We start from the raw sequence: 20922 nt of genomic DNA on the forward strand, positions 1-20922 counted from the left end.
GGAAACTCCATTGTCTTGCTTCAGGCGGCGGCGCCGTTACGCAACTTGAACCGCTGGATCTTGCCAGTGGCGGTTTTCGGCAGGGAATCGACCACCTCGATCCAGCGCGGATATTTCCACGGACCGATCTTCCGCTTCACGTGGTCCTTCAGAGATTCGTGCAATCCATCCCGCAGCGCCATCGGCCTCAGCACGATGAAGGCTTTTGGCTTCAGCAGGCCCTCGGCATCTGCTTCCGGGATCACGGCGGCCTCAAGCACCGCCGGATGCGTGATCAACGCGCTCTCCACCTCGAACGGCGAAACCCAGATGCCTGAAACCTTGAACATGTCATCGGCGCGACCGCAGAATGTGTAGCGTCCTTCGGAATCACGGATGTATTTGTCGCCCGTGCGCGTCCAGTGTCCCTCAAACGTGTGGCGACTCTTGCTGCGCTGGTTCCAGTACCCCTCGCCGGCCGACGGCGCATCGACGAGCAACTCGCCGATCTCGCCGTCCGCAATATCGAGCCCCGCTTCATCGACGAGGCGAACGCGGTAACCCGGCACGGGCCGACCGGAGGTGCCGTATCGAACGTCACCCGGCCGGTTCGACAGGAAGATGTGCAGCAACTCGGTCGAACCGACGCCGTCGAGAATGTCGACGCCAAACCGGCTCTTCCAGCCGTTGCCGACCGACTCCGGCAACGCCTCGCCAGCCGAGGTGCAGACACGCAAGCGCGTGAAACCGCCGTCGTGCTTGGAAGCTTCGTCGTTCAACATTGCGGCGAACAACGTCGGAACACCGAAAAAAATGCTGGGATTGTAGCGACGCATCAGGCCGAACATCGTGGCCGGCGTCGGGCGCTCTGAGTTGAGCACAGTGGTGGCGCCAACCGACATCGGGAATGTGAGCGCGTTCCCAAGGCCATAAGCGAAAAACAACTTTGCCGCCGACAGTCCGACATCATCTTCGCGAATGCCCAATACCCGACTGGCGTAGGTCGTCGCGGTCGCCTCTAGGCTAGCGTGCAGATGCCGGACCCCTTTTGGCATGCCCGTCGATCCCGACGAGTAGAGCCAGAAGGCGGGTTCGTCCGCATGGGTGCCGACGGTCTTGAAGGCTTCGCTTTCGCCGGCCATCTCGTTGGCCAGGCATTTATGGCCGTCGGTCTCGGCGCCCGCGACGATGACGTGCTCGAGATCCGGCAACCGGCCTAGCACGTCATGCACCACCGGGAGCAGCGTGCTGGAAATGAAGAGCACGCGCGCGCGGCAGTCGGCAAGAACGTAGGCGTACTGCTCGCTCGTCAGCAGCGTGTTCAATGGCACCGGAATGATGCCGGCCCGGATCGCGCCAAGGAACACAACGGGGAAATCCACCGTGTCCAGCATGATCATGGCCACGCGCTCTTCGCGGCGGGTGCCGACCCGCTTCAGGAGGTTGGCGAGCTGGCAGCTTTTTGCCTGCAACGCGCCGTACGTCAGCTCGGATACGGTATCGGTGAAAGCCAGCTTGTCACCGCGCCCCTCGTCGATGTTGCGGTCCAACAGCCAGGTCACTGCATTGTAAGAATCGGACAGCCCACTCATGATGCTGTGACACCCTTGGTGCTTCCATCGCCGTTTTTCACGGTCAGCTCCCTACGGTTCTTTTGAATTATAATTCATATAAAGTCATTGGTTCCGGTTGCTGTCAACCGATTTCGGCACTATGTTTCATCTACCGTCCTTGAGCCAGCGAATGATGACCGACCAACCCGATCCAGAGACCGACTTTCTCGAACAGTTGGGTCAGCGCGTGCGCACGATGCGTGGGCTTCGTGGCATGTCGCGCAAGGTGCTCGCCAAGGTCTCGGGCATTTCGGAACGCTACATCGCACAGCTCGAAGGCGGCAAAGGCAACGTGTCGATCATTCTGCTTCGCCGGGTTGCCCAAGCGATGGGTGCCCATCTTGAAGACCTCATTTCGGCCGGCGGAATGGTCGAAGACTGGCCCGTCATCCGCGACCTCGTCCGAAACGGAACGCCGGCGCAGATCGCACAGGCTAAGGATATTCTGGCTGGTCGCGGCCTCAGCAAACTTCATCTTCGCACGCCGTTCAACGGCATCGCCTTGATCGGGCTTCGCGGCGCCGGCAAATCGACGCTTGGAAAGCTGCTCGCGGACAAGATCGGCTGGGCATTCGTCGAGCTCAACAAGGAGATCGAACATCAGAACGGGCTTTCGATCGCCGAGATCATCGCTATGTACGGCCAGGAAGGTTTCCGGCGCCTGGAGCAGACCGCGCTGAACAATCTTCTGGCCGGCAAGGAGCCCGTCGTTCTGGCGACCGGCGGCGGCATCGTATCCGAGCCGCTGACCTTCGATCGCGTATTGTCGTCGTTTTATACGATCTGGCTGAAAGCAAAGCCCGAGGAGCATATGGCGCGGGTCAGGCGCCAGGGAGACCTGCGCCCGATGGCCGACGATCGCTCGGCGATGCAGGAACTGCGGACCATCCTGCTGAGCCGCGAGCCGCTCTACGCCCGAGCATCCACCACCGTGGATACCGCGGGCCTCAGCAAGGAAAAGGCAGCGTCGCAGCTGGTCAGCGCCGTATCCCGCATTCTTGATACCAATGCCGAGGCGTTCGGCCTGCGTAGCGCCGCGTCGTGACCCTTGGCGAAATGCTGAAGGTGCGCGGCTTCGACCCGCTCGGCATGATCGCCATCCGCAACAGCTTGCATCCCGACGACATGTCTTCGGATTTCCGCAGCTTGGCAGATGTGATCGGCGCCAATGCGCTTTCCATGTATGACCGCATGCAGGATGGCCCGCAAATTGCGCATCAGGCGCTGGTGATGTCATTCGCGGCCATGGCCGACGGACGCGCGCACCTCACCGGGCTGCGGACCTTCCTGCTGCGCCGACAGGGAATTGTCCCCGGAGACATCGTCTACGACTACGATGCCGCCCATCTGCTTCACAGCTTCATTGCTCGCGCCGAAACGCCTTGCTTTTACGATGCGATCGAGCAAAGCGGCCTCGATGATCTGATCGGTCAACTCGTAGTGCAATGGCCTGAGCCGCTTACGGACAACATCCTCGCGGCCAACCATCGCGGCCTTACGGTCGTCGCATCGTGATTGCTGGACTAAATACCGAGATGGCGTTCGAGCAAGTCCTGTCGGCTTGCCAGCGCATCCGGCGTACCGTCGAACACGACGCAGCCCTTCGACAGCATGACCATGCGGTCGACCACTTTAGACAGGCTGCGGAAGTCCTTGTCGACCACCAGCGTCGCAATCCCCTCGCTGCGGATCACCGCAAGCGTTTTCCAAATCGTCTGCGCTACCAGGGGTGCCAGGCCTTCGGTCGCCTCATCGATCATGATCATGTCGGGGTTGGTCATCAGTGCCCGGCCGATCGTCAGCATCTGCTGCTCGCCGCCGGAGAGCTGATGGCCACCGTTGTTGCGGCGCTGATGCAGGCGGGGGAACAGGTCGAAGACCTTGGCCAGTGTCGAGTCATGACGACCGTCACCGCCGGCACGGGCGGCCATGACGAGGTTCTCCGTCACGGATAGCGAGCCGAAGATTCCCCTGCCCTCCGGCACCATCGCCAGGCCGAGGCGGGAAATCGTCTCGGGCGGCGCATGCCGGATATCGTTGCCGTGGAGCCGGAGTGATCCGCGACAACCGGACATCAGGCCCATCAGCGAACGCAGCAGCGTTGTCTTTCCCATGCCGTTGCGGCCGATCAGCGCCACCTGCTCGCCACGCGAAAACTTCAGATCGACGCCATGCAGGATCTGGCTGGCGCCGTAAAAGGCATCGAGCCGTTCCGCCTCAAGCAGCGACGTCATGTGTCATCCCCGTGCACACCGAGATACGCTGAACGCACCAGAGGATGCGCGCGCACCTCCTGCGGCAATCCCGTCGCGACGACGGTGCCGTCTTGCATCACGGTGAGACGATCGGCCAGTTCGAACACCGCATCCATATCGTGCTCGACCAGCAACACCGCGCGATCCGCCTTCAGCGATGCGATCAGCGCGATGATCGCGCGCGCTTCCGACTGCCCCATGCCGGCGAGTGGTTCATCCAGCAGGACGATCCGAGGGTCGGTGGCCAGCACCATCGCTATCTCGAGTTGGCGTTGCTCGCCATGGCTGAGACGATCGGCGATCACTTGCGACCGCCCGGTCAATCCAACCCTGTCGATGGCCTCGGACGTCCGCCGATGGCATTCAACGTCGGCTTGTATGCTGCCGAACATCCGTAGCGGCGCGCTGGAATGCGCCTGTGCCGCCAGCCGAACGTTTTCCTGGACGCTGAACTTGCTGAACAAGGTCGTCTTCTGATACGCGCGCCCGAGGCCCGCGCGGGCACGACGGTCAGGTGCGAAGGTCGTCACGTCGGTATCACCGAGCGAAATTCGACCAGCGCTGACAAACAGTTCGCCGGACAGAAGATTGATCAGCGTCGACTTGCCGGCGCCGTTCGGACCAATGACGGCATGGATCTCGCCGACGTGAACTTCTATCGACACGTCGGACACGGCTACAAGGCCCCCAAAGCGCTTTTGCAGATGCTCGGCATGGAGCGCGACCTCAGCCATGTCCGACCTCCACCGCCGATGACTTGGCTTCAGGACGCCGACGATCCGACGAGGCATCGAAGGCCGGACCGGCGATCATCGACCAGATCTGCTGGACGCCGTTCGGCAGAAGGACGACGATCGCGATGATGATGAGCCCCTCGGCGAGCTTCCAGTGCTCGAGATGCGCCTTCAACACCTCTTCCAGGCCGATCAGTACGAGCGCCCCGACCAGCGGGCCTGTCACCGACCGCAGACCACCGATCAGGACCATGACCAGAACGGTCGCCGACTGGTGCCATCCCAGCATCTGTGGCGCGACGAAGCCGAACTGCGCCGCCGCCAGATATCCGGCAACACCGGCCAGCGCGCCCGATACCGCAAAGGCGGTCAGCCGCAGGCGGAAAATCGGAAAGCCCAGCGAGCGGGCACGACGTTCGTTGTCGCGGGCGGCGGCCAATGCATGGCCGAACGGCGAGCGCACGATCATCGTGAGCAGGGCCATCACGGCGATGAGGCACGTCAATACGACGAAATAGAAGACGACAGGTTTGTCGAGATCGAGCAATTGACGCCCGCCGATCGCGATTTCCGGCCGGACGTTGATCGATATGCCGTCCGATCCACCCGCCACGCGGGTGTCGTGAAAGAAGAAGAACAGCATTTCACCAAAGGCCAGCGTCACCATGATGAAATAGATGCCGCGAGTCCGCAGCGCCAATGCGCCGATGACCAGCGCCATCGCGGTCGAAGCCGCCACGGCCAGCGGAAACGACAGCAGCAGCGAAGCCGCATCGTAGCCCGGCGACATCAGCGCAAGGACGTAGCCGGCCAGGCCGAAGAACGCTGCATGGCACAGGCTCACCAGGCCGCCATGACCGACCGCGAGATTGAGCGCCATCGCCAGCATGCCCATGATCAGTGCCTTGGCGCAGAACTGGACGTAGTAGACCGGCGCAACGAACGGCAGAACGATCGCAACGGCGAGACACGCCCCCATCACCAATAGCGTCGGCAAGCGGAATTCTTTCAAATTATGCATTAGGACGTCCCAGAATGCCGCTGGGACGCCAGACAAGGACGGCCGCCATCAGCACGTAAATCAAAATGCTGGATGCGCTCGGGAAGAACACCTTTCCAAACGTATCGGTCAGTCCGATCAGCAGCGCCCCGACGGCGGCGCCCGCCACAGATCCGATGCCGCCGAGCACGATCACCACAAAGGACAGGATCAGCATGCCGTCGCCCATTCCGGGAAACACCGTTGAGATTGGCGCGATGACGATGCCGCCCAGCGCTGCCAGCGCGATGCCGACCGCAAAGACGTAGCGGTTGACGCGATCGAACTTGATGCCGAGCACGCGGGCCATCTCGCGATTTTCGGCGCCTGCCCGCACGATCATGCCGATCTTGGTGCGGTTGATGACCAGGAAGATCGCGACGGCCACACCGAGGCAAAAGATGCAGATCGCCAGCCGGTAGACGGAGTACGACAGATTATCCGTCAACTGGATCGATCCCGACAGCCACGCCGGCGGCGCCACGGCATGGACATCCTTTCCGAACAGCAATTGCCTGACTTCGTCGATGACAAGGATCAGCCCGAAGCTGAGCAATACCTGCGCCAGGTGATCGCGGCCGTATAACAGCCTCACAAACATCGTTTCGAGCAGCATGCCCGCGATGAAAGCAATAACGACGCCGCCCAGCATGGCCAGCGCAAAGCTGCCCGTGACCAGCGTGAGCCAGTAAGCGAGATAGGCGCCCAGCATGTAGAACGCGCCGTGTGCGAGGTTGATGACGCCAAGGATACCGAACACCAGCGTCAGGCCGCTCGCGACCAGGAACAGCACCGTGCCGTATTGGACTGCGTTCAGAATCTGAACGCCGAACGTGATAAGATCCATCCTCGATGTCCAATTCAGATGATGCTGGCACCAGCTATGTGATCGGCAGGAGGTCTACATGTTCTTACAAAGCTGATCGTAACGAGCGCGGCGTGGCGCTCGTTACGGCAGTCCCGTCACGATATCTTGCAGCCACGCGCGGGATCATCGACGCTGGCCTGCGCGATCGAGACCATCTCGTTTCGGCCGTTTTTAACTTCCCGCAAATAGATGTTCTGGATCGGATTGTGCGCCTTGTTAAATGATAACGGCCCGCGCGGACTGTCGATCTTGGCGTCACCCATGGCGGCAAGCAACTTGCCGCGTGCCGTAAAGTCGCCGCCGACCGCCGTCAGGCCGATGTCGAGCAAGGCAGCGGCGTCATAGCCCTGCACGGCATAGATGTCGCCGTCTTTGCCGGTCTTGGCCTTAAAGGCCTTGAGGAAGGCAAGATTGGCCGGATTGTCGAGATTGTCGGCGTAATGCAGCGTGGTCTTGATGCCGTCAGCAGCAGCGCCCTGCGCTTCGATGGTGCCATCCGTCAGGAAGCCTGCACCATAGAGCGGAATGGTCTTGTTGAGCCCCGCCGCCGCGTAGTCCTTCACGAATTTTACCGCCCCGCCGCCGGCGAAGAAGCTGAACACCGCATCCGGTTTCAACGTGGCAATCTGGGTGATCAGTGCCTGGAATTCGACTTCGGGAAACGGGACCGTGAGATCGGCGACGATCTTGCCGCCGTTCTTGGTGAAATTCTCCGCAAAGGCGCCGACCATCTCGGCGCCTGCCGTGTAGCGCCAGGTGATCGTGACGACGTTCTTGATTCCGGCGTCGGCCATCACCTTGCCCATCGGGTAGGTGCTCTGCCAGTTCGAGAACGAGGTGCGGAAGATGTTCGGCGCGCAGGCCGGGCCGGTCGCGTCGTTGGCGCCGGCATTCGGAATGATCAGCAGCGTCTTGGTATCGCGCGCGACCTTGACCATCGCCATCGCCACGCCGGAATGCACAGTGCCGACAACAACATCGGCTTTCTCGCGGCCGACCAGCCGGTTCATATTGTCGGTCGCGGCTTCAGGCTTCGACTCGTCGTCCACCTGCACGAAGGCGATATCGCGGCCGCCGAGTTTACCGCCCTTTTGCTCGACATAGAGCCGGAAGCCATCGTCGATGAACTGGCCGAGCTTCGCGAAGGTGCCGGTATACGGAAGCATCATGCCCACCTTCAGTGGCGCATTTTGCGCGATGGCCGGCGAGCGAAACGGCGCAACGGCGGTGAGCGTTGCGGCGCCGGCCGCACCCGACAAAAGGGCACGGCGCGACACCGGCCGCGTAAAACCTTTGATGGTCATGAGCAGTCCTCCCTTGGAATCTGATCCGTGATCGGTTGACCCGACCTATCGGTTGTCATGCGAGAGCTTCTCGCCCTATCAAGAGGCACCATATTGCATGATAAAATCTAAATGCAAGAATTATAATGCATGGTATATCGACTTCGAGCTGACAACTTCGCGCAATTGCTTCAGGTCGTCAGGCAGTCGGTTCAGACTTCACACCCAACCGCTCCACGAGAAAATCGACGAATACGCGCACCCGTGCGGGCATGGTTGCGCCCCCGACGAACAGCACGTGAAAAGTTTCGCGGTCCTGCGGATTGTACTCTTCGAGCAGCGGTACCAGACGGTCGCTGGCGAGGTCGCTCGCACCGAGAAAAGGCCGTCGCGCGCGATGTCGACGCCCAACCGGGCGAGTTGCGTCACCGCCTCGCCGCTGTTCGCCTCGATCTTGCCGGTAACATCAATCTTGTAGTCGCGCCCGTCTCGGCGGAACGGCCAAGCGGGCTCGGCACGGCGGAAGTTGAAGCGCAGGCAGCCGTGGGCGAGCAGGTCTTCGGGCAGCCTGCTCATTCAGACTCGAGGCGTGGTGAAAAAAGAGTTGCTTGCGCATTTGAGCGCGAAATGCACGATCCGCCGCTTCCGGCACGCCAGCCTGAAACGACGCGGACTCGGCCCGATCAAGAATGCTGTGTCCATCAGCGAAAAGGCGGCATTTGTTGAAGATCGTGCGGTCCCGGGCCATTGGGAGGGTGACCTGATCGGCGGATCGAAGAACAGCTATGTCGCAACGCTTGTCGAGCGCCAGCTTCGGCAACTTGTCTTCGATACCAGGTATTTCACCGGACTACCGCGCCCCGTCATCCACGATGTTAACAACGGCCGCAGACTGCGCCCGGCACTTAGAGGCACAATCGTCATCAACGTTGCTCTGATGCAAAGCGCAACCAGCTCGCGATCGGAGTCTCTCCAGACTCGCAGATCTTCAACCGATTCCGAGAAACCGATCGCGGACGGCTGGATCGGCGGCGAGATCCTTGTTGCTGCCGCTCCAGATGACCTCGCCCTTTTCGACCACGTAGTGTCGATCAGCGAATTCCATCAATGCATCGATCTCCTTGTCGATGATCAACATCGCGAGCCCTTGCATCTTCAGCTGTTTGAGCCGCGCCCAGATCTCTTCGCGGATAACGGGTGCCAAGCCTTCCGTCGCTTCGTCCAGGACTAGCAGGCTGGGATTCGTCATCAAGGCGCGACCGATCGCGAGCATCTGCTGCTCGCCGCCGGACAATTGGCCGCCTCCGTTGGACAGTCGCTCACCGAGCCGGGGAAAGAATTCGACCACTTTGTCCATCGTCCACGGATCCGCCGCGCGCAGCGGGTTCGCCTCGGCCATCAGCAAGTTCTCACGCACAGTCAGATTGGGGAAGATGTGACGTCCTTCCGGCACCAGGCCCAAGCCGAGACGCGCGATCCGATGTGGCATCAGTCGGTTCACCGATTGGCCAGCCAGCATGATCGCTCCGGACGTGACCGGAAGCAGACCGCATATCGTTCGAACAGTCGTGGTCTTCCCCATACCGTTACGGCCGAGCAGCGTCACGACCTCGCCCGCCCCGATGGAGAAGGATATCCCGAACAGAACCTGACTATGGCCATAGGCCGCGCTGATATTGGCGACGTCGAGCAGCATGCGATCTACCTGTGTCCGAGATAGGCCGCTCGCACGGCGGCGTCGCTACGAATTTGATCCGGAAACCCGGTCGCAATCGCACGTCCCGCCACCAGCACGGTGACGCGATCGGCCAGCTTGAACACGGCATCCATGTCGTGCTCGACTAGCAGAATCGAATAGCGCGACTTGAGGCCCAACAGCAGCGTCGTCATCCGCGCGCTGTCCTCCCGGCCCATGCCGGCCATCGGCTCATCAAGCAGAAGAAGTTTTGGCTGCATCGCCAGCGCCATCGCTAGTTCGAGTTGTCGGCGTTCGCCATGCGAGACATCGCCGGCCAGGCGATCCGTTCGTCCGAGCCCGACAATGTCGAGCATCCCTTGCGCCGGATCGGTCAACGTCACGTCTTCGCGTGCGTCACGCCAGAACCGGAAGCTGTGCCCCTGCCGAGCCTGCACCGAGACGGCGACATTGTCGCGTAGCGTGAATTGCGGAAACACCGATGAAATCTGAAAAGATCGCGCCAGACCGGCATGCGCCCGTCGGTACGACGGCTCGCGCGTGATGTCGCGCCCGTCGAAACGGATCGAGCCGGCGTCCGGTGTCAGATCGCCCTGTAATTGCGAGATCAGCGAGGTCTTGCCCGCGCCGTTGGGGCCAATCAGCGCGAGCGTCTCCCGGTTCATAACCTGCAGATCCAGATGGTCGGTCGCGACCAGTCCGCCGAAGCGTTTCACCAGACCAGTGACCTGCAATAAAGCGTCGCTCATTACGGATTCGCCCTGCCGAAGGTCATACGTAGCAAGTCTGTCAGACCGCCCCGCAGTAGGACCACGATGCCGATGATGATGAGTCCGAAACCGAGCTGCCAGTAGATCGTCCATTCCGACAGGATGATTTCCAGAATGAGAAACACCGCCGCACCCAGAACGGGTCCCCATACGGTCGACATGCCGCCCAGCACGCACATCACGACCAAGTCGCCGGACCGCACCCAGGACATTTCGGACGGGCTGATGAACTGCTGGCCGGCGGCGAGCAGCGCGCCGCCGAGCCCCGCGATCGCACCGGAGATCGCGAACGCGGCAAGTTGATAGCGCAGCGGCGGAATGCCGAGTGCCGTCAATCTGCGCTCGTTCTGGGACGACGCACGCAGGACAACGCCGAACCGGCTCGCGACCAAGCGTTGCGATAGGATGAGCACAACGGCGAGGACCGCGACGCATCCGAGATAGAACGGCGTCCGCCCGGTGGCGGCAAATCCGAACAGCGTGATATCGCCGTTGATCTGCAGACCATCGTCGCCACCGTATTTTTGCAAAGCGATGAAGAAGTAATAGAGCATCTGATTGAAGGCGAGCGTGATCATGATGAAATAGGCGCCGCCGGTGCGCAACGACACGATCCCCATCGCCGCTGCAACGATCGCGGAAACGCAGATCGCGACAGGCAAGACGATCGCAAGTTCGGTCGATCCGGGAATGAAGCCGAACAGAGGTTCGCCGGCCTCGGCTTGGAATGCGAGAACGCCGACGACATATCCGCCGATACCGAACAATCCGGCATGCAGAAGACTGACGAGACCGCCGAAGCCGAGCACGATGTTCAGCGCGACCGCGGCCAGCGAGAAGACGACGACCCGCGTGCCAATCTTGAGCAGAAACGGACTTCCGATCAGCGACGCCACCACCGGCAGCGCCGCCAGCAGCAGGATCAGGATAGCGATCGGCATCAGGCCGGCGAAGGGGCGCGGCACGGCCGGGGCGGCGATGGGATGTGTCATGCTGTCAGCCATGGACCGGAAACAATCCCCGTGGACGCAGCGCGAGAATGGACGCCATGAGAACGAAGATCAGCATGCTGCCGAGCGCGGGCGGCAGCAGAACACGGCCGAACGTATCGACGACCCCCACGATGACCGCGGCGATCAAGGCACCCTTGATCGAACCTATGCCGCCGATCACCGTCACGACGAGCGCGAGGATCAATACCGGCTCACCCATGCCGACCTGGACGGCGCTGATCGGCCCAGCCATCATGCCCGCCAGGCCCGCCAACGCGGCGCCTGCCGCGAACACCAGTGAGAAGACCAGTTCGACGTTCACCCCCATGGCGGACGCAATGTCGCGATTGCTGGCGCCAGCCCGGACCCACATGCCGACGCGGGTATGCGACACTACCAGGTAGAGAACGGCGGCGACGACGAGACCGGCCGCCAGAATGACCAGCCGGAAACTCGGATAGGTCAGGCCCGGCAACAATTGTACGGACCCGGCCAGTGCCGACGGCAGCGGCATCGGAACAGGGACAGGCCCCCACACCATCTTCGTCAACTCGTTCAGGACAAGAATCAGACCGAAGGTCACCAGCACCTGGTCGAGATGGCCGCGATGGTAGAAGCGTCGCAGCACCAGCGCTTCGAGAAGAGCGCCGGCGAGCGCGGTGGCCGGCACCGCCAGCGCAATCGCGAACAGGAAGTTTCCGGTGTACGACAGGATCGTTGCGGCGGCGAACGCACCAATCATGAACAATGATCCATGCGTCAGGTTGATCATGTTCATGATGCCGAATACCAACGTCAATCCGGCCGCCATCAGAAACAATTGGACACCCAACTGCACGCCGTTCAGCGATTGTTCGATGATTAGCATCAGGCCCATCGTGCTCGCTCCAGTCGATCCCCAGCCGTTATTGCGCGGGCTTCATTTCGCAGTCGCCAACGTAAGCGTCCGCCAGATCGGCCTTGATAAGATCGAGACGCTTCATGCCGGGACGGCCCTTGGCGTCCTTGACGATTTCGGCGAGGTACGCGTCCTGAATCGGATAGTGGTTCCTGTTGAATCGAAACTTGCCACGCACCGAGTCGAACTTGACGGTCTCCAGCGCCCTCTGTAAGGCCGCCTTGTCCTCGATCTTGCCGCCGATCGATGTCAGCGCCGCATCGAGGATACGCGCGCCATCATAGGCGTTCGCGGCATTCGGCGACGGCACGCGACCATAGGCCGCTTCGAAATCGGCGACGAAGGTCTTGCTCGCTGCGTTGTCGAAATCTTCGCTCCAGAAGGTCGAGGCGAACGCGCCGATCGCGGCATCGCCCATACCGGGCAGCACCGTCTGGTCGAGCGAAAATGACGGTCCATACAGCTTAATCTGGTCCTTCAGCCCCGCCTGCGCGTATTGCTTGACGAAGTTGATGCCCATCCCACCGGGATAGAAAAAGAATACGGCATCGGGTTTCACCGAGCGCAGTTGCGAAATTTCGGCCGCGTAATCGAGCTGGCCGAACGCCGTGTAAACCTCGCCAGCGATCTCGCCCTTGAAGGTGCGCTTGAAGCCCGCGAGGAAATCCTTTCCGGCCGGGTAGTTCGGCGCCATTAGATACGCGCGCTTTACATTCTTGCCGGTGAGATAGATGCCCATCGCTTCCGGCAGCGTGTCGTTCTGGAACGACTCGTTGAAGTAGCGCGCATTGCATTGCTTACCGGCATATTGCGAGGGGCCAGCGTTGATGCTGAACACGAAGGCGCCGGCATCGAGCACAGGCTTGGCGACCGCCAGCATCACGTTCGAGAAGTTGATCCCGGTGATGATCTGGACGCGATCGCTTTCGACCATCTTGTCGGCGAGTTGTCGGCCGACATCGGGCTTTGCCTGATCGTCGCCCTGCACGATCTCGACAGGACGGCCGCCGAACTTGCCGCCCGAACTCTTTAACCCTAGCTTGAAGCCATCGAGCAACTCCTGCCCAAGCTGCCCGGATGGCCCGGAGAATGTCGAAATGAAGCCGATCTTGATCGGCTGCTGGGCATGGGCGCCGCCGCCTACAAGCAGACCGATGGCGAATAGTGCGAGCGTCGTCTTGTTCATGGTCCCCTCCGTTTGCAGCGCCTCTTTTATGATCGGGCTACTGCTTTAAATGAATTCTCGAAATCAGGCGGCAACCGCCGCCGTAACAGCTTCGCCTATCGTGATGTCGATTTCACCGAGACCGGCGATCCCGCCTGTCACCTTGTCGCCCGATACGATCGCGCCGACGCCTGCCGGCGTACCGGTCATGATCAGATCGCCCGGCTTGACGACCATTGAGCGCGACAGGATCGCGATGATGTCGGGCACCGGCCAGATCAATTCCTTGAGGTCGGCGTCCTGCTTGATCGCACCGTTGACGGCGAGCCAGATGCGACCGGCATCCGGACGAAACGGCTTGCCCACACGATGCAGCGGCGCGATCGGTGCCGACTGATCGAATGCCTTACCCCAATCCCACGGCCTGCCCTTGTCGCGCGCTTCAAACTGAAGATCGCGGCGGGTGAGATCGATGCCCACGCCGTAACCGAAGACGTGATCGAGCGCGGCATCGGCGGGAATGTTGAAACCTTCCTTGCCTATCGCGACGATCAGCTCGATCTCGAAATGGAAATTGCTTGTTTCCGGCGGGTACGGAATCGTCCGACCGTTGTCGACCACCGCATCGGACGGCTTCGTGAAGAAGAACGGCGGCTCGCGGTCCGGATCCTTCCCCATCTCGCGGGCATGCGCCGCATAGTTGCGGCCGACGCAGAAGATGCGCCGGACAGGAAAGCGGGAGGCCTCTCCGGCAACCTGGACGGAAGCCTGTGCCGGCGGCGTGAATACGAACTCAACCATCGTTTACCCCCGTCAGGCGTTGCCGCGATCTTCGCGGAACAGATCGAGCTTCTGCTGCACCGGACGATCCGAAAAGCTGAACAGGACCGCGTCCTCGTCGCTTTCATGCGTGACCCACTGCCAGCTCGGCACGACGAACAGATCGCGCGGCCCCCACTCGAAGACGTGATCGCCGATCCGCGAACGTCCGCGCCCTTCGATCGGCGCGAAGACCGTCGCATCAGTAGAGCGATAGCGCGCGGTGCTGAAACCCTTCGGCAGCAACTGGATGAAGGTGCCGATCGTCGGCATCGCGAAATCGCCGGTGGCGGGATTCGAGAATTTCAGCTTGAGGCCATGACAGGCATCCCACTCGTCACGGACCTTCGCCTTTTCGAGCGCCTCGCGCGTGTACGAATAGGGATAGTTGAAGATCGGCGACGTCCTGGACGCACGGTTCAGGTCGACCGGCAGAAGATTGTGACCGTAGCGCGCGAAGCTGTCGCCGTCCGGCCGGGTGACCTTCTGCTCGTCATCGCCGAAACCTTCGGCGAAGGATGCGTCGAAGAATTGCACCATGGGAATATCGAGGCCGTCGAGCCAGAACACCGGCTCCGACGTCTGGTTGCCGTGATCGTGCCATTTCATGGACGGCGTGATTACGAAATCACCCGGCTCCATGATGGTGCGCTCACCATCGACCGCCGTATGAGCGCCCTTGCCTTCCAGGATGAAGCGCAGCGCCGACTGGCTGTGCCGATGCGCCGGAGCCACCTCGCCCGGCATCACCAATTGGACACCGGCATAAAGCGACGTCGTGACCTTGGATTGTCCGCGGAGGCCCGGATTCTCGAGCACCAGAACGCGGCGCTCGGCCTCCTTCGCGGTGATCAGCTTGCCAGCCTCCATCATGCAGGCACGGATGTCGTCGAACTTCCACAGATGGGGCCGGCAGCCGCTTTTCGGCTGCGGTGTGATCAGATCTCCCATCACGTTCCACAACGCCGAGAGGTTTTCACCGTCGATCTTGCGGTAGAACGCGTCGCGTTCCGGGGTCTTCTGAACGGCGTGATCCATGAGCCCTCCCGTCGTTTTTATCGTTTAATTGACAGTATACTGAACGAACGAATACTGTCAGTCAATGCGTTTTGAAGGGCAGCGGAAAAAATTAGGAGGATCCCGTGGAGCTTCACGGCTATTTCCGGAGCAGCGCGTCCTATCGCGTGCGGATTGCCCTCAATTTGAAGGGGCTGACGGCGCAGCATCTGTCCTACCATCTGCGCAACGGGGAGCAACGAAGCGACGCCTACCTCGCCATCAATCCGCAAGGTCTGGTACCGACGTTCCGCAACGCGGCGGGCGACCTGCTCACGCAATCCCTCGCGATCATCGAATGGCTCGACGAAACCTACCCGGACCCGCCCTTTCTGCCGTCGGACGCACTGCAACGCACCAAGGTCCGCAGTTTCGCGATGGTTCTCGCCTGCGATACGCACCCGGTGCAGAATCTCAAGGTGCTGACGCGCTTGCGACATCTCGGAGTGACCGAGGCTGCCGTCACGGAATGGGCAGCCTGGGCAAATCATGAAGGATTGAGCGCCTGTGAAGTGCTGATCGCTCAGGAAAAAGGCCCCTTCTGCTTCGGCATATCACCGACACTGGCCGATCTCTGCTTGATCCCGCAATTGGCCAATGCGAAACGCTTTGGCGTGGACCTTGACAGTTTTCCTCGTCTACAAGCCGTGGCATCCGCCGCCGCAGAGTTGAAGGCCTTTTCCGATGCCTCGCCCGACAAGCAACACGACGCAGAATAAGCCCGTTTCGAATGTTCGACCGCCCTCGCCGGCCTCCGCCGCGATGGACGATGTCTATAAGATGCCTGGCTATCTGTTTCGCCGGATGCAGCAGATCGCCGTCGCTGTCTTCATGGAAGAATGCAGGGCAGTCGACCTGACACCCGGCGCTGGTCGCGATCCGCGCCCATCCTGGCATCGACGCCACACGGTTGTCGGCGCTGATCGCGTTCGATCGCTCCACGCTGGGCAACGTCATCGAGCGTTTGGAATCGAAGGGCTTTCTGGAGCGGAAGCCGGGCCCCGGCGACAAGCGCGTGAAGCTGCTTTACCTGACGAAATCCGGCGCCGGCGAGCTTCGCAATGTCGAACCTTTAGTCACAGATGCGCAGATCCAGATGCTGCAGCCCCTCACAGCGGCCGACCGCAAAACCCTGCTTCGGCTGATGACCCAACTGGTCAACCAGAACAACGAGATGCCGCCAGTTCCGATTCGTGCGGAGGATGCGATCCTGCATCTCAACAACTCAGCCTGATGGCTGGATCCTCACAAGCGCCTGAAAGGTCGCGGACGAACTGGACTTCGCGCGGATATTTGTAGGGCAGCAGCTTGGCCTTCACGAAGTCCGGCAGAGTTCGCGTCGTCGCGGCAGCATCGAAGTCGTCGATGCCCATCAAGACCACTGCCTTCAGGCTCATCCGTCGATCAGCGAGTTCGACGGCGAGCACAGCGCATTCGCGGACATCCGGATGCTCGGCGAAGCATAATTCGACTTCCAACGGATAGACCCACTGCCCCGACACCTTGATCAGTTGGTGTCCACATCTGTGGCCACGGAGTGGTCTGGCCGGGCTTGCTGTCGACGTGGGCGGTGCTCGGCATCGTCTATTCAGCCGTCATGACGCCATCCAGACGTTTGCTCTTAAAGAAACAGCAGGCCTTGCAAGGCCCGCTGTCTCCGACAATCCCGATTGTAATTACCTCAGGCTGGCCTGGGCGGATGCTATCACAGGATCGGAACGGCGCTCGCGCAACAGTAGCAGGCCCAACACGCCAACCGCTGCGGAGATGACGACGTAGTAGACAGGGCTCATCTTGTCGCCGGTGACTGAAATCAGCCAGGTGATGGCGAACGGCGCGAGCCCGCCGAACAGCGCCACGGCGACGTTATAGATCAGTCCCACGCCGGTCGAGCGGACGCCGACCGGAAACAGTTCCATCAGCAACACGGGCGTCGGCCCCCAGATGAAGGCCATCACCAGCGACGACGCCATCTGGGCGAGAATCAATCGGCTGAGCGATGGTTCCGCGAGGAGATGGTGCACCGCGACCCACACCACGATCGCATAAATGATCGTTGCCGGCAGAACCACCACGCGGCGGCCGATGCGATCGGAAAGACTTCCCGCGAGCGGACAGAAGACGACGATCAGCGCTGTCGACAACACGGAGGAAAGCTGTGCTCCGCTCATCGGCATCCCAAGCTGGCGGACGGCATAGATCGGGATGTAAAGCAGCATCACGTAGTATGAGACCGTGCCCATCACCACGATGCAGAAGCCGACCGCGAGCTCGCGCAGATGCTTGGTGAAAAGCTCGGTGAGAGGCGTATTCACCGGCTTCTGCTTGGATTCCAGATAGCGCTGGAACTCCGGCGTTTCATCGATGTTGGAACGCAGCCAATAGCCGAACGGACCAATCAAAATCCCAAGGATGAATGGCACCCGCCAACCCCAGCTTTCCAGCGATGCGGGCGACGCATAGGTGGTGGCGAGATACGCGAGAAGCGCGCCGACCGTGAAGCCAAGCGCCTGCGATACCATCTGGAAGCTACCGTAGTAGCCGCGCCGGTTGTCCGGCGAATACTCGACCAGCATGGCGGTGGCGTTGGAGAACTCACCACCGACCGAGATGCCCTGGATTAGCCTTGCGACCACCATGAACAGCGGCGCGGCAATGCCGATCGCGGCATAGGTCGGCAGTAAGCCGATCATACCGGTGCCGATCGCCATCATGATGATCATCAGCGTCAGCGCGCGTTTGCGGCCGAAGCGATCGGCATAGAGCCCGAACAGGACGCCGCTCAGCGGGCGCACCGCAAAGGCAACCGCGAATGTCGCGAACGTCAGCAGCATCGAGTTGACCTCGTTGCTGGCCGGAAAGAACAGTTTTGAGATGATCGGCGCGAACATGCCGAAAATGGCGTAGTCGAACCATTCGAAGGCGTTGCCCAATGTCGAGGCGACCACCACGCGGCGACGCATGGCCACCATCGCATGGTCCGCGGCGGGATTGGATTCAGTGCTACCTGATGTGCTCATTGCTTCCCCCAATTTTATGTTTTGTAGGTCAGTCCCGGTTCAGCCGGTCGTAGGCAATCTGCACAAACATCGCGCCGCCCACCGGCATGATAGCATCGTCAAAAATGTATTCCGGATGGTGGCAGTTCTGGCCGCTCTGCCCGACGAAGAAGTAGGCCCCTGGCCGTTCCTGAAGCATGAAAGAGAAATCTTCCGACGCCATCACCGGCATGATGTCAGCGACCAGATTGTCCGGCCCGACGACCAGCCGTGCCGCCCGTTCAACCGCTGCCGATTGCTCGACGTGATTGACCGTGGGCGGACAGCCGGATCCGATGTCGCAGCTGATCTGGATGCCGAAACAATTGGCAACCCCGTCGCAAATCTCGCGAACGCGGCGAAGCAGCAACGCCCGGCCATCTGTCGACATCGAGCGGATCGTGCCTTCCAGCACGACCCGATCGGGAATCACATTGGCGACGGTGCCACCATGGATGACTCCGATGCTTACAACTCCGGAATCCAGGGCGTTGAGCGATCGGCTGACGATGGTCTGCAACATTCCGACGAGTTCGCAGGCGACAACGATCGGATCGACACCCAGATGCGGTTGTGCCCCGTGGGCGCCGACCCCGTGCACCTCGATCCGCAATGGATCGCACCCTGACAGGATTGCACCGGCACGAATGCCGATCTTGCCGGGCGCCATCAGCGGATTGTTGTGCAGGCCATAGACTTCGCTGACCGGGGCATGGGTGAACAGGCCGTCGGCGATCATCGCGGGCCCACCGCGCAGGGTTTCCTCGGCGGGCTGGAAGATGAAATAAACCGTGCCGGAGAAGTCCGGATGCTCTGAAAGATATTTGGCGGCGCCAAGGAGGGTCGAGGTGTGGCCGTCATGCCCGCAGCCGTGGAACGCATCCGTCCGGGTCGAACGATACGGCACCTCCGCACGCCCGGTCATCGGCAAGGCGTCCATATCGGCGCGGAAACCGATGGCGTTGCACCCCGGTCGGCGGCCGCGCAATGCGCCGACGACACCGGTACCGCCGACACCGGTGCGGACCTCGATGCCCCAACTGGAGAGTAGTTCAGCGACCTTAGCGGCGGTGCGGGTTTCCTGGAATCCGATTTCCGGATGGGCGTGGAAATCATGGCGCCAACTCATCAACAACGGCAGTTCGCGCTGCAGATATGCGAGAGCATCCATTCTGACCCCATCGACATGTTGTTGCGCGCCTGAAACCGATAGGCTTCAAGGGCGAACGGCTTCCACTCGGCGGAATTGCCACTGAGCCCAAGGCCGCTTATTGAAAGACAATCACCATTAGTTGTAATTTGCAACAATCTTATTTGACAACAATAACCGGGCCCGACCCGAGGTACGAGACGAGGGATCGATGCGGCGAGACAAGGTCGGGCGTCATTTGACTTATCGGATGGACACTCTGAGCAGCAGCGCGATCGACATGGCCAATGAAGTCTATGTCCAATGTTGCGGCCTCAATGTGCGCGAGCTGCGCATCCTGCGTCTCATCGACGATAATCCGGGCATTACTTTCAGCGATCTAGCGGCTGAGACCAGGCTCGAGCGAAGCCTGACATCGCGCCTGCTATCGAAGCTCATCAAGGACGGATTGATCCGGCGAACGATCGGCAAAAAAGACGCGCGTCAATTCAATTTACGCTCTACGGCGAAAGGGCGCGAGATGTGCGGAAAGGCGACGCAGGTCGCTGGTCAAATGGAAGAGCACTTCCTCACTCCATTGACCGCCGCAGAGCGCGACACGCTGGATTCCTGCATCCAGAAACTGACCGAATGGGTGGACGGCGACGGCAAGGACATGATCGGGCAACTGCTCCCGCAGTGGATCTCGCTGTCACCAAAGTAAAGTTCGCAGTTTTGTTCTGGACGGTGACATTTTGGTGCGCCGTTCAGGATAAAGTTCTTAACTTATATATTATTGAAATTGCTATGTAGTTTTCAACGCCGCCGACAATCATGAAGCCACCCAGCCCAAGTGCGATGTCACGCAACGTGATCGCAAGCGGTCTTTCCACGGACCAGGCACTTCGCGGAAGTGCCAGCAGCCGACTTCGCCGCATCTCCGCGGCGGATCTTCAAGATCCCGCTGGAATCGACCCATGCCGAACGCTCAGTCGCGGCAAGGGGCAGGAAGCGCCGGGCCGACGCCCAACGCGTCGTCGCGCGGCGGACGCCAGGTTCGATCAACCGCTCCAAGGCCCAGCGCAAGGTCATTCGATATCGGTAGTGACAGCGTGTTATCGTCCGGTCGCCTTCCGCCACTCCGCGAAATCGACCAGGGCCTGCTCGTCCGTCGCAGGATAGAGCCCAAGAATCGAGCGGCCGGCATTAACCTGCTCGGTGACGAAATCCTCGAAAGCGGTCATTTCGAACGCTTCATTGGCGATCTCATCGGCGAGGTGCGCGGGGATCACGATGACCCCGTCGCTGTCGCCAAGGATGACGTCGCCGGGAAACACCGGCGCATCGCCACAGCCGATCGGGCCGTTGATCTCAATGGCCTGGTGCAGCGTCAGGTTGGTCGGTGCGCTCGGGCGGTGGTGAAAAGCGGGAAAACCAAGTTTGGCGATTTCGGCGGAATCGCGAAAGCCGCCGTCGGTGATGACGCCGGCGACGCCGCGCTTCATCAGACGGGTCACTAGGATGGCGCCGGCGGAGGCAGCGCGGGCATCCTTGCGGCTGTCCATCACAAGTACCGCACCGGGCGGGC

At 61.0% G+C, this 20922-nt stretch carries 21 protein-coding genes and 2 pseudogenes; 5 read left to right on the plus strand and 18 right to left on the minus strand.

The genetic code is table 11. The features are described from left to right. Positions 1-20: 20 nt before the first annotated feature. Positions 21-1562 (minus strand): benzoate-CoA ligase family protein, encoded by a 1542-nt coding sequence (locus JWQ24_RS15035; RefSeq protein ID WP_299809462.1) that lies wholly within the window; start codon positions 1560-1562, stop codon positions 21-23. Positions 1563-1725: 163 nt separating this feature from the next. Here JWQ24_RS15035 and JWQ24_RS15040 point away from each other — a divergent pair, with 163 nt between their 5' ends. Both JWQ24_RS15040 and JWQ24_RS15045 read left to right on the plus strand, forming a co-directional pair. Continuing rightward, positions 1726-2637, plus strand: a complete 912-nt coding sequence (locus JWQ24_RS15040; RefSeq protein ID WP_299809412.1) for a helix-turn-helix transcriptional regulator — start codon at positions 1726-1728, stop codon at positions 2635-2637. Then, on the plus strand, positions 2634-3107 hold the full coding sequence (locus JWQ24_RS15045) for a hypothetical protein (protein ID WP_299809414.1): 474 nt from the start codon (positions 2634-2636) through the stop codon (positions 3105-3107). The genes JWQ24_RS15040 and JWQ24_RS15045 overlap by 4 nt, the downstream gene beginning before the upstream one ends. An 8-nt stretch (positions 3108-3115) precedes the next feature. On the opposite strand, the gene JWQ24_RS15050 is transcribed toward JWQ24_RS15045, so the two are convergent. The 13 genes from JWQ24_RS15050 to gtdA all read right to left on the minus strand — a co-directional run bounded on the left by JWQ24_RS15050 (position 3116) and on the right by gtdA (position 15149). Next, positions 3116-3826, minus strand: coding sequence for an ABC transporter ATP-binding protein (locus JWQ24_RS15050; protein ID WP_299809416.1), 711 nt, complete (start codon positions 3824-3826; stop codon positions 3116-3118). Beyond that, on the minus strand, positions 3823-4581 hold the full coding sequence (locus JWQ24_RS15055; protein ID WP_299809418.1) for an ABC transporter ATP-binding protein: 759 nt from the start codon (positions 4579-4581) through the stop codon (positions 3823-3825). Before JWQ24_RS15055 ends, JWQ24_RS15050 begins: the two co-directional genes overlap by 4 nt. Further along, entirely contained in the window at positions 4574-5602 is a 1029-nt protein-coding gene (locus JWQ24_RS15060; RefSeq protein ID WP_299809421.1) for a branched-chain amino acid ABC transporter permease, read from the minus strand. The genes JWQ24_RS15055 and JWQ24_RS15060 overlap by 8 nt, the downstream gene beginning before the upstream one ends. Continuing rightward, a complete protein-coding gene (locus JWQ24_RS15065) occupies positions 5595-6467 on the minus strand; it encodes a branched-chain amino acid ABC transporter permease (RefSeq protein WP_299809424.1) in 873 nt (290 codons plus the stop codon). The genes JWQ24_RS15060 and JWQ24_RS15065 overlap by 8 nt, the downstream gene beginning before the upstream one ends. A gap of 116 nt (positions 6468-6583) precedes the next feature. Then, on the minus strand, positions 6584-7792 hold the full coding sequence (locus JWQ24_RS15070; protein ID WP_299809427.1) for an ABC transporter substrate-binding protein: 1209 nt from the start codon (positions 7790-7792) through the stop codon (positions 6584-6586). A 198-nt stretch (positions 7793-7990) separates the two neighbouring features. Further along, positions 7991-8347, minus strand: a complete 357-nt coding sequence (locus tag JWQ24_RS15075; protein ID WP_366521446.1) for a hypothetical protein — start codon at positions 8345-8347, stop codon at positions 7991-7993. Between the two features lie 412 nt (positions 8348-8759). Next, positions 8760-9467 carry an ABC transporter ATP-binding protein gene (locus tag JWQ24_RS15080; RefSeq protein WP_299809430.1) on the minus strand — a complete coding sequence of 236 codons (708 nt, stop codon included), beginning with the start codon at positions 9465-9467 and terminating at the stop codon, positions 8760-8762. 5 nt (positions 9468-9472) lie between these two features. Continuing rightward, positions 9473-10216 (minus strand): ABC transporter ATP-binding protein, encoded by a 744-nt coding sequence (locus JWQ24_RS15085; protein ID WP_299809433.1) that lies wholly within the window; start codon positions 10214-10216, stop codon positions 9473-9475. After that, a complete protein-coding gene (locus tag JWQ24_RS15090; protein ID WP_299809436.1) occupies positions 10216-11229 on the minus strand; it encodes a branched-chain amino acid ABC transporter permease in 1014 nt (337 codons plus the stop codon). Before JWQ24_RS15090 ends, JWQ24_RS15085 begins: the two co-directional genes overlap by 1 nt. Before the next feature lie 4 nt (positions 11230-11233). Further along, entirely contained in the window at positions 11234-12100 is an 867-nt protein-coding gene (locus JWQ24_RS15095; protein WP_299809465.1) for a branched-chain amino acid ABC transporter permease, read from the minus strand. Positions 12101-12134: 34 nt separating this feature from the next. Continuing rightward, positions 12135-13313, minus strand: a complete 1179-nt coding sequence (locus JWQ24_RS15100) for an ABC transporter substrate-binding protein (RefSeq protein ID WP_299809439.1) — start codon at positions 13311-13313, stop codon at positions 12135-12137. 63 nt (positions 13314-13376) lie between these two features. Continuing rightward, positions 13377-14093, minus strand: coding sequence for a fumarylacetoacetate hydrolase family protein (locus tag JWQ24_RS15105; protein ID WP_299809442.1), 717 nt, complete (start codon positions 14091-14093; stop codon positions 13377-13379). Between the two features lie 12 nt (positions 14094-14105). Next, on the minus strand, positions 14106-15149 hold the full coding sequence (gtdA, locus tag JWQ24_RS15110; protein WP_299809445.1) for a gentisate 1,2-dioxygenase: 1044 nt from the start codon (positions 15147-15149) through the stop codon (positions 14106-14108). 104 nt (positions 15150-15253) lie between these two features. Between gtdA and maiA the strand changes: the two genes are divergently transcribed. Both maiA and JWQ24_RS15120 read left to right on the plus strand, forming a co-directional pair. Further along, a complete protein-coding gene (gene maiA, locus JWQ24_RS15115; protein WP_299809448.1) occupies positions 15254-15886 on the plus strand; it encodes a maleylacetoacetate isomerase in 633 nt (210 codons plus the stop codon). 43 nt (positions 15887-15929) lie between these two features. Further along, a pseudogene (locus tag JWQ24_RS15120) lies at positions 15930-16401 on the plus strand (MarR family transcriptional regulator). On the opposite strand, the pseudogene JWQ24_RS15125 reads toward JWQ24_RS15120, so the two are convergent. The 3 genes and pseudogenes from JWQ24_RS15125 to JWQ24_RS15135 form a co-directional block, all read right to left on the minus strand. Beyond that, a pseudogene (locus tag JWQ24_RS15125) lies at positions 16385-16678 on the minus strand (hypothetical protein); the annotation flags it as partial. The pseudogenes JWQ24_RS15120 and JWQ24_RS15125 sit on opposite strands and share 17 nt — an antisense overlap. Before the next feature lie 165 nt (positions 16679-16843). Next, positions 16844-18187, minus strand: coding sequence for an MFS transporter (locus JWQ24_RS15130; RefSeq protein WP_299809451.1), 1344 nt, complete (start codon positions 18185-18187; stop codon positions 16844-16846). Between the two features lie 28 nt (positions 18188-18215). After that, positions 18216-19376: an amidohydrolase gene (locus JWQ24_RS15135; RefSeq protein WP_299809454.1), complete on the minus strand. Its 1161-nt coding sequence runs from the start codon at positions 19374-19376 to the stop codon at positions 18216-18218. Between the two features lie 190 nt (positions 19377-19566). On the opposite strand from JWQ24_RS15135, the gene JWQ24_RS15140 reads away from it, so the two are divergent. Next, entirely contained in the window at positions 19567-20058 is a 492-nt protein-coding gene (locus JWQ24_RS15140; protein ID WP_299809457.1) for a MarR family transcriptional regulator, read from the plus strand. A gap of 391 nt (positions 20059-20449) precedes the next feature. Here the strand turns inward: JWQ24_RS15140 and JWQ24_RS15145 are convergent. Further along, the coding region (locus JWQ24_RS15145) for a ribonuclease activity regulator RraA (RefSeq protein ID WP_299809460.1) at positions 20450-20922 on the minus strand (473 nt) is incomplete at its 5' end.

Source organism: Tardiphaga sp. (genome assembly GCF_028290495.1).
Lineage (GTDB): Bacteria > Pseudomonadota > Alphaproteobacteria > Rhizobiales > Xanthobacteraceae > Tardiphaga.